We start from the raw sequence: 12532 nt of genomic DNA, 5'->3' as shown, positions 1-12532 counted from the left end.
ATAACAAAATGTGTTGGTTATTATTTTTTTTAATTTTCTTATTATTGAAAAATTGTAGTTTTTAAAATTTTTCTGTCAAGTTTAAATAAATTTAATTTTTAGCCGAAAAAAATTTAAAAAGCAGTCTTTTTTATGATAAATTAAACAAAAATGGAGATTTTTAAAAATGTTGAAAGAAAGTTTCACAGGCACACAGGTAGCTTATTATGTAGTCTGTAAAAGAAAACTCTGGCTTTTTTCTCATCAGATAAGTTTTGAAAAATATTCTGATTATGTGGAGCTTGGTAAATTAATAGATGAAGAAGCTTTTAAGAAGGAAAAGTATAAAGATATAGAACTCGGAGATGTAAAAATAGATTTTATAAAAACAAAAGATGGGATTGTGGTTCATGAGATAAAAAAGTCAAGAAAATTGGAGCCTGCTCATATTTGGCAGGTTAAGTTTTATATATACAAACTGAAAAAATTGGGGATAAATTGTTCTTCAGGAATTATTCATTACCCAAAACTTTTCAAAAAAATTGAGGTTAAATTTGTTGAGGAAGACGAAAGAATAATCGAAAATTTTAAAAAAGAGATAAACCAGATTTTAAATTCTCCTCTACCTCCTACAATACAAAAGCCTTACTGCAAAAATTGTAGTTACTATGAATTTTGCTATAGTTAAAATTATAGAGGATTTAAGATGAGATCTTTTTACCTTTTTTCTTCGGGCAAACTTGAAAGAAGAGAAAACACCCTTTGTCTATCTACTTCAGAAGGGAAAAGATTTATTCCTGTTACTCAAGTGGAGCAGATTTATCTCTTTGGAGAAAACACCCTTAACACAAAGCTTGTAAATTTTCTATCTCAAAATGGTATTCTACTTCACTTTTTCAATTATTATGGATATTACACCGGAAGTTTTTATCCTCGAGAAACAAACATATCAGGCACAGTGATAGTAAAACAAGTTGAGCATTACCTAAACCCTTCTCAAAGGCTTTATCTGGCTAAAGAAATCATTGCTTCTGCAATCCATAATATTCATAGAATTCTTGAAAAAAGAGAGTATGAAAAAGAAATTTTAGGCTTAAGAAAATGTGAAGAAGAAGTGATGCAAGCTAAATCTATAAATGAAATAATGCTTATAGAAGCAAAGGCTCGTAGAATTTATTATTCTACTTTTGAAAGGATCACCAATTGGGAATTTGGCGAAAGAAGTTTTAGGCCTCCCGAAAACCCTTTAAACGCTTTAATTTCTTTTGGTAATTCAATGCTTTATACCACCATTTTAAAAGAGATTTACCATACCCAACTTAATCCAGCGGTGAGTTTTTTACATGAACCGTTTGAAAGAAGGTTTTCTTTAGCTCTTGATATTTCTGAGATTTTTAAACCTTTGATAGTAGACAAATTAATTTTTCGATTAATAAATGAAGGGTTAATAAAACCTTCAGATTTCTTAAAAGAGGTAGAATTTGCTTATCTTACTGAAAAAGGAAGAAAAACCTTTGTTTATCATTTTGATAAATTGTTAGAATCTACAATCTATCATAGAAAACTAAAAAGAAAAGTAAAGTATAAAACATTAATCAAGCTTGAGCTTTATAAATTGATAAAACATCTTTTAGGAGAAAAAAAATATAAAGGATTAAGGGTCTGGTGGTAAAGGATGAAGGTAATCTTAATCTACGACATTGAAACGATTGAGCCTTCTGACCAAAAAAGATTAAACAAAGTTCGTAAAATAGCAAGAAAGTATCTCTATCATGTACAAAAGTCAGTATTCGAAGGAGATTTAACAGAGGGGCAGCTTTATAAGCTTGAAAAAGCAATTTTAGAAGTAGTAGATAAAGATAAAGATAGCGTGATAATTTATAAATTACCCGACACTGTAAAATGGGAAAGAATAATTTTAGCAAGAAAAAATTTTGACTTTGATAGTAACGTAATTTAATTTTTACGATTTTGGCTGAGTAGAGGTTGGTAGTGTCTCATTAATTGTGTAAAGACTTGAGGGAAAGGGAAGGGTATGGTAGCTTCCCCAATGCATAATAACCAAAACTACCAGAAAGGAGGGGAAGCTACCGTGAAAGAAAAAACTAAAACTTTAACAAAACAACCTATAGAAGAAATTCTAAACTTTTTTCAGCAAGAAGTCAACAATCTTATTAAAAACCTTTTAGAAAAGCTTATGCTTGAAGAAAGAAGGATTTATTTAGAAGAGCAAGAAGACTATGCAAATGGTTTTTATACCAGAGATTTACTTTTCGTGCCTTCCTACTTCCTGAAAGAAGGAGGGCTGAAAAGCATTTCCCGGTTAATAAAGGTGACTGAAGATGAAGTTAAAGAACTTATTTATCTATTCGGCGAAATGAGGTAGCAAAGGAGCCAGTATATTTAGCTTTAGGGATAAAGCCTGATGGGAGAAGAGAAATACTTGGATTTTGGATATTTGGGTCTGAAGGAGAGAGTGCCAAGAATTGGGAAAACCTTTAAGAGAGTTAAATCGGCGTGGGGTAAAGAAAGTTCAACTTTTTATTACGGATGATTTGCCTGGGATAGAAAATGCCATAAAGATGGTTTATCCAGCTTCGGAATGGCAACTTTGTGTATTACATACTGTAAGGAATTCTTTAAATAAGGTGCGGGCAAAAGATAGAGGTTTATTTGCAGAAGATTAAAAAAGGATATATAGAGCAGAAACAGAAGAAAGAGCTAAGGAGGGGATATTAAGATTAAGGGGAAGATGGGGTAAGATATATCCTAAGGTAGTGAAGAAATGGGAGGATAAATCGTATGCATTATTAACCTTTTTGTTTGAGGTATCCGAGAGAGATAAGGCAGTTTATTTATACAACTAATCAGGTTGAGAGGTTAGCGAAAGAGATAAAAAGGAGGATAAAGGTAATAGAAGTATTTCCGGATGAAGGCTCTGTTGAGAGGTTGTTATATTTAATCTTGAAAGAACTGAATGAGAGGTTAAACTCAAGGAAGTTAAGAGGGTTTAATGAAATTGAATTGGGGAACTACCATGCCTTTCTCGGAAAAATTTTTACACAATAAAAGGGACACTATGATAGAGGTTTATTAATTGTGTAAAAATTTAAAAGGAAAAGATATGGTATTTTCTTCAGTAGATAGAACCTTTAAATAAACCCAAATGTAAGAGAAGCTGTCATAATAATAAGAAATAGAATCTCTTAGCTATTTAGAGGAGAAAACAAGGGAGGAGGTTTAGCGGATTGATTTTGCAGAACTATCATGTTTTTTCAAAAATTTTTACGCAATAAATTCTTATTGAAATCGTCAGAATAAAAAATCAAATATTGTACGAAAGTTGAGTCAGCCGAGAAGTGGTCAAATTTTACTGAACTTTGTTTAACTAAAAACCAAAAGATAAAACCAACCTGTATGGAGGGAGAATATTAAATTTTTTAATTAAATAAGTTGACTTTTTAAGTAAACATTTTATTATTATTTTAATAGCTCTCAAAGGGAGGTAAACAAAAATGAAGCTTACGCGAAGGCAGTTTTTTGGTTTAAGTGGAAGTTTACTTGGTGCAGCCCTTATACCTAAGGAAACCTATGCTATAACCGGAAAGTATGCCACCCTTATAGACCTTACCAAATGCGATGGTTGTCAAGGTGAAAAAATTCCCCTTTGCGTTAAGGCCTGTAGAGAGGAAAATAAGGAGAGGTTTCCTGAGCCTAAAAAACCTATTCTTCCTTATTGGCCCCGAAAAACCTACGAAGACTGGTCAAACAAAAGGGAGGTAATAGACACTCTTACCCCCTATAACTGGCTTTTTATCCAAAAAGTAGAGATAGACAGACAAACCCTCTATATACCAAGACGCTGTATGCATTGTGATTCTCCTCCTTGCGTAAAGGGTTGCCCTTTCGGGGCTTTGACTAAACAGCCTGAAGGTAACAGCGTAATAGACCACAATCTTTGTTTTGGAGGAGCCAAGTGTAGAGATGTTTGCCCTTGGCATATTCCTCAGCGTCAGGCAGGGGTTGGAATTTATTTAAAGCTTCTTCCCAAGTATGCCGGGGGAGGGGTAATGTATAAATGTGACCTTTGCGATAGCAGGATTAAGAAAGGAGAAGAACCAGCCTGTGTGATAGCCTGTAAAAACAAGGTTTTTTACTTTGGGGAAAGGAAAAAGGTTTTTCAGATGGCTTATGAAAAGGCTAAAAAAGAGGGCCTTTTTGTGTACGGAGACGTGCAAAACGGAGGAACTTCAACTTTATATTTATCTCCTGTTCCTTTTGAAAAGGTAGACCAGTATCTTGCCCAAACCAAGGCAAGGTTTCGCATGCCGGTAAAAGTGTCAAACATATATCAACAAGAGATTAACCCTATAGGCAAAGGTGTTGTAGCGGGTGCTGTGATTGCAACCTTAGCAGGTATAGCAGGGGCTTTGGTAACCAAGTCAAAAGAACAATCTGAAAAAAAGGAGGGTAACCATGGGGAATAAAATAAAAAGATATGGAGTTTTAATAAGGCTTGAACATTGGACGGTTGCCTTATCAGGCATAGTGCTTATTTTTACTGGACTTGGTTGTTTGCCACTTTTTAAAAGATATTACATTACTGAAATCCCAGGTTTTCACTGGACGGCTGATTTTTATACGGTAACCAAGGTACATTACATAGCAGCCATCTTTTTTGTGATGGCAGTGCTTTTTCATATCTTTTTCCATGGTTTAAGAAAGGATTTTGGGCTTCTCCCAAAGCCAAGGGATTTTATAGATTCTTTTAAGGTAATCTTTGCATCTTTTGGTATAGGGAAAGAACCACCGTGTGATAAGTGGCTTCCTGAGCAAAGGGTCGCCTATTTAGGGATTGGTTTGACTACTTTGATAGTAGGGGGTACAGGGTTTTTGAAGGTGCTTAAAAATTTGGAATGGGTGGTTTTTTCTCCAAAAGCAGAAACCCTCTTAAACCTTACACATACTATAAGTGGTGGAGTTTTTATTTTGATGTTTCTTATTCATGTGTTTTTTGTTTTAGCCGTCAAACCTAACTGGCCCTTACTTAAAGCGATGATTACCGGGTATGTAGACGAAGAATACGTTAAAAAGAGACATCATCTATGGTATGAAAAAATAAAAGGAAAGATTAATCTGGAAGGATAGCATTTACAAAACTTTCTTTATTAAAGGGAACAAGGTCTTCAGCCTTTTCCCCTAAACCTATAAACCTTATAGGCAGATTAAACTGATGAGAAAGGGCTATCGCTATGCCACCTTTAGCCGTTCCGTCCATCTTAGTAATGATGACGCTGTGCACAGGAATGGCTTCGGTAAAATGTTTAGCCTGACTTAAAGCATTTTGGCCTGTGGTAGCATCAAGCACCAAGATGTTTTCACAAGCCTCAGGGCTTACCAGCTTATGCATAACTTTTACCATTTTTTTTAGCTCTTCTATAAGGTTATATTTGGTATGAAGCCTTCCTGCAGTATCTACCAAAACTATGTCTATGTTGTTTTTTTGGGCATAGGTTATACCTTGATAGATGACAGCTCCAGGGTCAGCCCCTTCTTGAAGGGCGATAACCGGTGCCTCTATCCTTTGCCCCCAGGTTTTTAACTGGTCTATGGCTGCTGCCCTAAAGGTATCGGCAGCCACCAACACCACAGAAAAACCGCTTTCTTTTAACCTTTTTCCGATTTTAGCTATGGTAGTAGTTTTCCCAACTCCATTGACCCCAAGAAAAAAAAGGACAGCAGGTTTAGCTTGAGGGGGGAAGGGAGTTTCTGCCTCTTTTAAAAAGGATAACATCTGAGATTTAAGAAACTTTTTAAGCTCTTTAGTTGTAAGGGTTTCACCGTTTAATACCCTGTCTTTAAAAGGTTCTATCAAGGCTAAGGTAGTTTCTACTCCAAGGTCTGAAAGGATAAGTTTTTCTTCTACCTCTTCTAAGGTTTGCAGGTCTACTACTCGGTCGACTTCAAAGACCTCAGAAAGGGCTTCAGAAAGGCGTTCCTTAGTTTTAGAAAGCCCTTTTTTGAACTTTTCTATCAGGTTTTCTTTTTTAAAGAAACTGAAAAAACCACCTTTTTCTTCTTGAGGCTCTTGTTGAGGAGATTCTATCTCAGAAGGTTCTGGAGAGGTTTGAGATATAGTTTGTGATTCTTGTTGAGGTTCTTTTTTCTCTTCTTTTTTTCTTCTAAAAAAATTAAACATCCGTTAGACTTTTAGGCTTTGATAAACGGAGGAGGAGGGATTCGAACCCCCGGAGGGAGGCAAACTCCCTCAACGGCTTTCAAGGCCGCCCCCTTCGTCCACTCGGGCACTCCTCCAATTGGTAAATATAATACAAATCTAAAAGAAGTAAAGCAGGATTTAAAGGAATTATGGAGAAAAAACCCCAGGGATCCCCCCAGGGTTTGAACCTTAAAAGAATTTTATTCTTCAGGTTTTTTAATCCATGGCATCATGGCACGAAGCTTTTTCCCCACCTCTTCTATCGGATGTTCTCTTTCTATTTTACGCAGGGCGTTTAGCACCGGTCTTCCTGCCTGATTTTCAAGTATCCATTCTCTGGCAAATTCTCCGGTTTGGATTTCCTCAAGTATCCTCTTCATTTCAAACCTTACATCTTCGTTGATAATCCTTGGGCCTCTGGTAAGGTCTCCATATTCAGCGGTATCACTAATAGAATACCTCATAAAAGAAAGTCCACCTTCATAGATAAGGTCTACAATAAGCTTAAGTTCATGAAGGCACTCAAAATAAGCCACCTCAGGCTGATATCCAGCTTCTACTAAGGTTTCAAAACCTGCCTTGATAAGCGCGCTAACTCCACCACAAAGTACTACTTGCTCTCCAAAGAGGTCTGTTTCAGTTTCTTCTTTAAAGGTGGTCTCTATAACCCCGGCCCTAGTTCCTCCTATACCTTTAGCATAGGCTAAGGCCTTCTGAAAGGCCTCTCCTGAGGCGTCCTGATGCACAGCTACCAAGCAGGGAACACCGGCACCTTTAGTAAACTCCCTTCTAACTAAATGCCCAGGTCCTTTAGGGGCTACCATAGCTACGTCCACATCAGCAGGAGGCACTATTTGGTTATAATGAATGTTAAACCCATGGGCAAAAAGCAACATCTTCCCAGAGGTTAAGACAGGTTCTATTTCGTTTTTATAAACCGATGGCTGGTCTTGGTCTGGAAGGAGTATCATAATAATGTCAGCTTTTTCGCAGGCCTCTTTTACAGAAACAGGTTCAAAGCCATCTTTTTTAGCTCTTTCATAGCTTTTTCCACCTTTTCTAACCCCAACTATCACGTTAAGCCCAGAATCTCTTAAGTTTAAAGCATGGGCATGTCCTTGGCTTCCATAACCTAAAACCGCTATGGTTTTCCCTTTTAAAACCTCTAAACTCACATCTTCGTCTTTATAAACCTTCATAGAACACCCCCTAAAAAGTTTAGTTTGTTATATTTTAGCACTTAATCTTTTTTTTAAAAATTTTTACTCTGTAATAAAAAAATATTAATTTATAAAAGTCTTTTATTTTTGCTTAAAGGGAGGTTCGAAATATTCCAAAATGCTCTCTTCTTTTTTATCTGGAAATACATAAAGCCAGAAATGATGTATTAAATAAAAAGGATATCTTTGGTTTCCGTAAGTCTTTTCTCCTGAACGGACCTTAAAGGTTATTACCCACCAACCAGGGTTTTCTAAAGAAACTACAAAAAAACCGTTTTTAGAAAGTTTTACCTTCTTTTTAAGGTAAGGATAGTTTATCTGACCGTAAGAGTCCTTAGGAAGGTCTTCTTCTTTTAAAAAGATAGGAGAAAAATATTCAGCCTCTACCTCCCCTGAGGATAAAGGTTTATTTTTATACCAGATTTGACCCCAAAAAACCCCATGTTTTCTAAATCCATAAGGCCTGGTATAAGGCTTGATTTCGAGTTCAAAACCACAAAGTTTTTCCCAATGGGTTTCTTTTACCACATGAAAAAAGGTTTTAACCAAAAATTTCCCTACTGTTTGGTCTCTAAGTAAGGTGTAGTCGCTTTCTAAACAAAAGAGGTGGTCTCCTTGGGTTTTAGGAGAAAATTTTACGTTATAGCCTATTCTTTTGGTGTTGAGCGCTTTATCAAAGAATTCACTCTTTAAAAAAATAGGTTTTTCGACTGTCCCGTTAGGTAGGATGGTATAAAGGTTTTTTGGGGTTTTGAGGTCTAAAATTAATCCAAAGGCCGGTTCTGCTGCTCCAAGATAAAAAAGTTTTTCCTTATTAACTGCACCATAGTTGTCAGGGAGAGATATTAGGAAAACTTTATAACTAAACCCTACTCCTGGAAAAAGCAAAAGTAAAAGGAGTAGTAGCCCTAAAAAAGGCATTTTTTAGGTAAACCTGTTAAGTATCCAAGAAATGATAGCGCTTTTTAGCTGAAGTTCCTGCTCAGGGGTAAGGCTTGTTAACCAATATTTTATCCATTTCTGTAGTCTACTAATATGAATCTTAGGGGGTTTATCTCCGTATACCAACTCTAAGGCCCTTAAATACCAGATAAAAATAGCTTGTAAAGACATAAAACGATATTCTAAAGTAATAGGATAAAGCACCTCATAAAAGGCTCTGTTAGCAAACTTTTTATCAGGTTCGTTGGTAAACTTTCTCACGTTAAGTTTGGATACAGTGGTTACCTTAACATCTTCTTTTTGCTCTAATTCCTTCAAAGCTTCTAAATTTTTTTCTAAAACAACAAGTTTTTCTTGATTTTGTTTGATGATTTCGTCTTGGAGCGCAAGGAGGGCTAACGGATTTTCCCTTTCTCTATAGTATTTAGCCAACTTTTGTTTTAATACAGACTTGCGCGAACGTCCTCCCATAATATCTCCTCTTATAAAGATTATCTTTCTCTATCAAACCACATTTTTGTTTTTTTTCAACTATTTTTCAACCTTTTAATCCCAAAGATAAGGTTAAAAAACCTATAATACTTGCTAAGGCCAAAAAGGCGGTTTCTGCTCTTAGGATATAAGGAGAAAGACATATACGTAAAAACCCAATCTCATTAAGCATGTCCTCTTCAGTTTTTTCAAAACCACCTTCTGGTCCGGTTATAAACACGATGGTATGGGCTTTTTTGATTTCAGTTTTTAAGTTTTCTATATTAAGAGAAGAACCTAACCCTCCTACTAATTTTAAACTGTCTCTCCAAGGAAAATCTTTTAAAAAAGTGTTTAGTTCTACCGGAGAAAGTATTTCAGGCATAAAAAGTCTTCCCGACTGTTTTAAAGCTTGTTTAGCCTTATTTATAAGGCGAGGTATGAGATTTTTAGAAGGCTTAGCTACACTAAACGTGCTATAAAAAGGCACAAAAACTTCTACCCCAAGCTCTGTACTTTTTTCTACCAACCATTCGGTTTTGTCCCCTTTTAAGATAGGTAAAATACCTATTATTTTAGGGGCTCTTTGTTTTTCTTCTCTTGTAAGCCTTAAGATTTTTACCTTAACCTTAAAACTTTTTCCGTTTTTGATAATCTCTTTGTATTTAGCCTCAAACTCTTTCCCTTTTCCGTTTATTAAGAGAATTTTGTCTCCTTGATGTTTTCTTAAAACCTTAACCAAATGAAAACTTTCTTCTTCTGAAAGAAACCCTTCTTCTCCTGAAAATTCGAAAAAAAACCTATTTCCACCTTGAAGGTTCATAGAACTTATAATACAATAAGTTTTGATGGGGTCAAACATCATTCTCTATAAAGCCAGTGCAGGTAGTGGTAAAACCTACAACTTAGCCTTAAAATTTCTTGAGTTTGTTTCTAAAGAAGGTAAAGAGTCGTTAAGGAACCTTTTAGCGATCACTTTTACTAACAAAGCCGCTTTTGAGATGAAGCAGAGGATAATAACCTTTTTAAAAGAAATAGTTAAACAAACTGAAAAAGGCAAAGATTTAAGTGCTCAACTAAACCTTTCTCCTGAAAAAGCAGAAGAACTTTTGGTTTACCTTTTTTCTAACTATGATTACCTTCAGGTAAAAACCATAGATAGTTTTTTGCTGACCCTTTATAAAGCTATTTCATATGAACTTGGATTAGAAACAGACTTTAAGGTTAGCACTTATATCAAAGAAGAGCTTATAGAAAAGGCTCTTACCAGTTTTTACCCATACATCGAGCAAGACAAAGACCTAAAAGACCTTTTAGAAAAGTTTATCGAAACCTTATTGATGGATAAGGAAAGCCTTAAAATTAATTTTAAAAATACTTTTGTTTTAGATTTAAAAAAGATTTTAGAAAAAATTACCTATCATAAAGAACTTTTAACCTTTTTAAATAAAGAGGAGTTGATTCAACATTTAGAAGAAAGAGGAAAGATTTATTTTAAATTTTATTCGGTTCTGAGAAGATTTTTAGAACAAACCTTTTTTGAAGAAAAAGAAATTTTTATAGGGCTGTGGAAAGAAAAAATAGCCAGCTTTCTTTTGAAAGAAGAACAGGGGATTCTTCCTTGGGTTTATGTTAAGCTTGGTAATCTTAAAGGGGTCATCATAGATGAGTTTCAAGATACAGACCGCCTTCAATGGGAGGCCCTTCAGCCTATAATAGAGGATTTAGTAAGTAAACAAGGTCTTTTGGTTTGTGCCGGAGACCCTAAGCAGTCAATCTTTCAATGGAGAGGGGGAGACCCAACCCTTTTTAAAGAGGTTTTAGAAAGATTTAAATATTATGAGATAAAAGAAGAGGTTTTAAGTAATAACTACCGAAGTAGTAGGGTGGTAATAGAGTTTAACAACCGATTTTTTGAAAAACTTAAAGAAGAACCGATAACTCAAGAAGCTTTGGTAGACCTTGTTTTTGCAAAAAGAGATAACGAAGAGGACAAGAAAAAAGTTCTTAAAAGTATAACAAATGAATTCCAAACCACTTTTGAACATGTTTCTCAAAATCCGGTGCAAACCTATAAAGGTAGGGTAGAAGTAAGAACGATTAGTATAGATAAAACCGCTTCGGATAGTTTTGTAGAAAAGGCAAAAGAGGAGATTCTTAGGATTTTAGAAGAGCTTAAGCCTCAGGAAGGCTTAAAGGATGTAGCTTTATTACTTAGAGAAAACAAGGAGGTAATAGAGTTTTCCTCTTTCCTCATCTCGCAAGGATTTCATGTGTTATCAAGTTCCTCTTTACATCTAAAAGAATCTTTAGCAGTAAACACTTTGGTTTCTATACTAAAGTTTATAGCCTATCCAGACGATGAGGTTTCTCTTGCAACCTGTCTATCAGGCCCTGCTTTTCCTGAAGGTAAGGAAATTTTAGAAGAATACTTAAGTTGGCTGATTAACGGAAATAGTTTTACCCTTCTTTCTTTTCTCAAAGATATAAAAGCCGATTTTTGGAAAACCCGTCTGTCCCCACTTTTAAGCCTTAAAAAAGGTCTATCTTTATATAAACTGGTGTTAGAATTAGTGAAAACTTTAGAAATAGAAAAACAATTTCCTTTAGAATTAGCCTACCTTTATAAATTTTTAACGGTAGTGTTTACTTTAGATAGAAGAGGAGAAGGGCTTGAAGAGTTTTTATTGTATTGGGAAAAATATTCAGAGGATGAGCTTGACATTCCTCAAGTAGAAAATTGTATCAAGGTTTTAACCCTTCATAAGGCTAAAGGTTTAGAGTTTGAAACGGTAATCCTGCCTTTGGGATGGACAGAAAATCGGTTTAGCTCAGACCTTAAGTTGGTTTTTTATAATGGCAAGGTTTTTTACGGAAAAAAAGAAGAATTACCTGAAGAAGGAAAGTTGGGATGGTATTTAGACAAGGCAAAAAACAGGCTTGAACTTCTAAATCTTCTCTATGTGGGTCTTACTAGGGCTAAAAAAAACCTTTTTATTCTTTGCCCAGACCAAATAGGAGGTTTTTCTCCTATAATAAAGATTTTTAGAAAGGTTTATGATCTTTTAGAAAAAGAAAATTTAGAAATTAACAACTCTTTTAGTTCATAAAAATTTTCTACATAATAATCAGCTTCTAATTCCTTGTTTTTAAAGGCTACTAAAGGAACTTTACAGGTTTTACAAAGTGTCTCATCTACCTTAGAATCACCTACATAAAGGGTTTCTTCAGGTTTTACCTTAAAATGTTCTAAGATTTGAAGAAGGGCTCTTGGGTCGTTTTTAGGAATGATAGCTGCACTCATAACATAATCAAAATATTCGGTAAGGTTGAAATGAGACAATAAAGGATAGGTAGAAGTGGTGCGGTTGGTGCACAAAGCTATGTATAAATAGTTTTTGGCCCAGCTTAAAAAATCCTTAAGGCCCTTTTCCATGACTAAATAGTCAAAAAAAAGCGAATAAGAAATTTCTTTTTGTATGTTTTTAGCTAATTCAAGCTTTTCTGGGATATCCCTAAAAAGATAGGCTAAACACTCATTTACTGAATGCATGTGGACAAATTCTATCTCTTCCGGGGTCATAGGAGGCCTTCCTACCCGTTCTAAAATATAATTGTAAAAATAGGTATTAGCTTGTTTGGAATCAAACAGAACACCGTCGCAGTCTAACACCAAAAGTTTTAGTATGCCCATAAGGTT

The 12532-nt window shown here is 35.1% G+C and carries 16 protein-coding genes and 1 tRNA gene; 10 read left to right on the top strand and 7 right to left on the bottom strand.

All coding sequences use genetic code 11. The annotated features are described in order from the left end of the window. Window positions 1–166 precede the first annotated feature (166 nt). The 9 genes from cas4 (at window position 167) to F1847_RS07240 (ending at window position 5127) form a co-directional block, all read left to right on the top strand. On the top strand, window positions 167–667 hold the full coding sequence (gene cas4 / locus F1847_RS07280; RefSeq protein ID WP_150072402.1) for a CRISPR-associated protein Cas4: 501 nt from the start codon (window positions 167–169) through the stop codon (window positions 665–667). A gap of 18 nt (window positions 668–685) precedes the next feature. Continuing rightward, the gene (cas1b, locus tag F1847_RS07275; RefSeq protein ID WP_150072401.1) at window positions 686–1651 is read left to right on the top strand and encodes a type I-B CRISPR-associated endonuclease Cas1b; all 966 of its coding nucleotides are present in this window, start codon (window positions 686–688) and stop codon (window positions 1649–1651) included. Between the two features lie 3 nt (window positions 1652–1654). Further along, window positions 1655–1939 (top strand): CRISPR-associated endonuclease Cas2, encoded by a 285-nt coding sequence (gene cas2 / locus F1847_RS07270; protein ID WP_150072400.1) that lies wholly within the window; start codon window positions 1655–1657, stop codon window positions 1937–1939. 75 nt (window positions 1940–2014) lie between these two features. Further along, window positions 2015–2365: a hypothetical protein gene (locus tag F1847_RS07265; RefSeq protein ID WP_150072399.1), complete on the top strand. Its 351-nt coding sequence runs from the start codon at window positions 2015–2017 to the stop codon at window positions 2363–2365. Further along, window positions 2347–2481 (top strand): transposase, encoded by a 135-nt coding sequence (locus F1847_RS09560; protein WP_150072782.1) that lies wholly within the window; start codon window positions 2347–2349, stop codon window positions 2479–2481. Before F1847_RS07265 ends, F1847_RS09560 begins: the two co-directional genes overlap by 19 nt. Further along, window positions 2466–2666 (top strand): transposase, encoded by a 201-nt coding sequence (locus F1847_RS09415; RefSeq protein WP_150072398.1) that lies wholly within the window; start codon window positions 2466–2468, stop codon window positions 2664–2666. The genes F1847_RS09560 and F1847_RS09415 overlap by 16 nt, the downstream gene beginning before the upstream one ends. Before the next feature lie 136 nt (window positions 2667–2802). Then, window positions 2803–3048, top strand: coding sequence for a transposase (locus F1847_RS09555; RefSeq protein ID WP_150072397.1), 246 nt, complete (start codon window positions 2803–2805; stop codon window positions 3046–3048). A gap of 446 nt (window positions 3049–3494) precedes the next feature. Beyond that, window positions 3495–4466 (top strand): 4Fe-4S dicluster domain-containing protein, encoded by a 972-nt coding sequence (locus F1847_RS07245; RefSeq protein WP_150072396.1) that lies wholly within the window; start codon window positions 3495–3497, stop codon window positions 4464–4466. Further along, complete coding sequence (locus F1847_RS07240) at window positions 4456–5127, top strand: formate dehydrogenase subunit gamma (protein ID WP_150072395.1); 672 nt, start codon at window positions 4456–4458, stop codon at window positions 5125–5127. The genes F1847_RS07245 and F1847_RS07240 overlap by 11 nt, the downstream gene beginning before the upstream one ends. On the opposite strand, the gene ftsY is transcribed toward F1847_RS07240, so the two are convergent. The 6 genes from ftsY to F1847_RS07210 all read right to left on the bottom strand — a co-directional run bounded on the left by ftsY (window position 5111) and on the right by F1847_RS07210 (window position 9694). Then, on the bottom strand, window positions 5111–6178 hold the full coding sequence (ftsY, locus tag F1847_RS07235) for a signal recognition particle-docking protein FtsY (RefSeq protein ID WP_150072394.1): 1068 nt from the start codon (window positions 6176–6178) through the stop codon (window positions 5111–5113). The genes F1847_RS07240 and ftsY overlap by 17 nt on opposite strands. 26 nt (window positions 6179–6204) lie before the next feature. Next, window positions 6205–6294 (bottom strand) — tRNA-Ser (locus tag F1847_RS07230). 105 nt (window positions 6295–6399) lie between these two features. Next, a complete protein-coding gene (gene ilvC / locus F1847_RS07225) occupies window positions 6400–7398 on the bottom strand; it encodes a ketol-acid reductoisomerase (RefSeq protein ID WP_150072393.1) in 999 nt (332 codons plus the stop codon). Between the two features lie 102 nt (window positions 7399–7500). Beyond that, the gene (locus F1847_RS07220) at window positions 7501–8340 is read right to left on the bottom strand and encodes a DUF4198 domain-containing protein (protein WP_150072392.1); all 840 of its coding nucleotides are present in this window, start codon (window positions 8338–8340) and stop codon (window positions 7501–7503) included. Between the two features lie 3 nt (window positions 8341–8343). Continuing rightward, entirely contained in the window at window positions 8344–8832 is a 489-nt protein-coding gene (locus F1847_RS07215) for a hypothetical protein (protein WP_150072391.1), read from the bottom strand. A gap of 67 nt (window positions 8833–8899) precedes the next feature. After that, window positions 8900–9694, bottom strand: coding sequence for a 16S rRNA (uracil(1498)-N(3))-methyltransferase (locus F1847_RS07210; RefSeq protein ID WP_168194292.1), 795 nt, complete (start codon window positions 9692–9694; stop codon window positions 8900–8902). On the opposite strand from F1847_RS07210, the gene F1847_RS07205 reads away from it, so the two are divergent. Continuing rightward, on the top strand, window positions 9681–11942 hold the full coding sequence (locus F1847_RS07205) for an exodeoxyribonuclease V subunit beta (protein WP_150072389.1): 2262 nt from the start codon (window positions 9681–9683) through the stop codon (window positions 11940–11942). The genes F1847_RS07210 and F1847_RS07205 overlap by 14 nt on opposite strands. On the opposite strand, the gene F1847_RS07200 is transcribed toward F1847_RS07205, so the two are convergent. Beyond that, a complete protein-coding gene (locus F1847_RS07200; protein ID WP_150072388.1) occupies window positions 11888–12526 on the bottom strand; it encodes an HAD family hydrolase in 639 nt (212 codons plus the stop codon). The two genes, F1847_RS07205 and F1847_RS07200, sit on opposite strands and share 55 nt — an antisense overlap. Window positions 12527–12532 lie beyond the last annotated feature (6 nt).

Origin of the sequence: Thermodesulfobacterium sp. TA1 (assembly GCF_008630935.1) — a bacterium.
Lineage (GTDB): Bacteria > Desulfobacterota > Thermodesulfobacteria > Thermodesulfobacteriales > Thermodesulfobacteriaceae > Thermodesulfobacterium.
This window is presented reverse-complemented; position numbering and strand designations above follow the sequence as displayed.

Bases quoted from the DNA above. Each gene is read 5' to 3' on its own strand.
- cas4 (WP_150072402.1), top strand. From the start codon at position 167: ATGTTGAAAGAAAGTTTCACAGGCACACAGGTAGCTTATTATGTAGTC.
- F1847_RS07215 (WP_150072391.1), bottom strand. From the start codon at position 8,832: ATGGGAGGACGTTCGCGCAAGTCTGTATTAAAACAAAAGTTGGCTAAA.
- F1847_RS07245 (WP_150072396.1), top strand. From the start codon at position 3,495: ATGAAGCTTACGCGAAGGCAGTTTTTTGGTTTAAGTGGAAGTTTACTT.
- ftsY (WP_150072394.1), bottom strand. From the start codon at position 6,178: ATGTTTAATTTTTTTAGAAGAAAAAAAGAAGAGAAAAAAGAACCTCAA.
- F1847_RS07265 (WP_150072399.1), top strand. From the start codon at position 2,015: ATGGTAGCTTCCCCAATGCATAATAACCAAAACTACCAGAAAGGAGGG.
- F1847_RS07240 (WP_150072395.1), top strand. From the start codon at position 4,456: ATGGGGAATAAAATAAAAAGATATGGAGTTTTAATAAGGCTTGAACAT.
- F1847_RS07210 (WP_168194292.1), bottom strand. From the start codon at position 9,694: ATGTTTGACCCCATCAAAACTTATTGTATTATAAGTTCTATGAACCTT.
- F1847_RS07200 (WP_150072388.1), bottom strand. From the start codon at position 12,526: ATGGGCATACTAAAACTTTTGGTGTTAGACTGCGACGGTGTTCTGTTT.
- ilvC (WP_150072393.1), bottom strand. From the start codon at position 7,398: ATGAAGGTTTATAAAGACGAAGATGTGAGTTTAGAGGTTTTAAAAGGG.
- F1847_RS07220 (WP_150072392.1), bottom strand. From the start codon at position 8,340: ATGCCTTTTTTAGGGCTACTACTCCTTTTACTTTTGCTTTTTCCAGGA.
- F1847_RS07205 (WP_150072389.1), top strand. From the start codon at position 9,681: ATGGGGTCAAACATCATTCTCTATAAAGCCAGTGCAGGTAGTGGTAAA.
- cas2 (WP_150072400.1), top strand. From the start codon at position 1,655: ATGAAGGTAATCTTAATCTACGACATTGAAACGATTGAGCCTTCTGAC.
- cas1b (WP_150072401.1), top strand. From the start codon at position 686: ATGAGATCTTTTTACCTTTTTTCTTCGGGCAAACTTGAAAGAAGAGAA.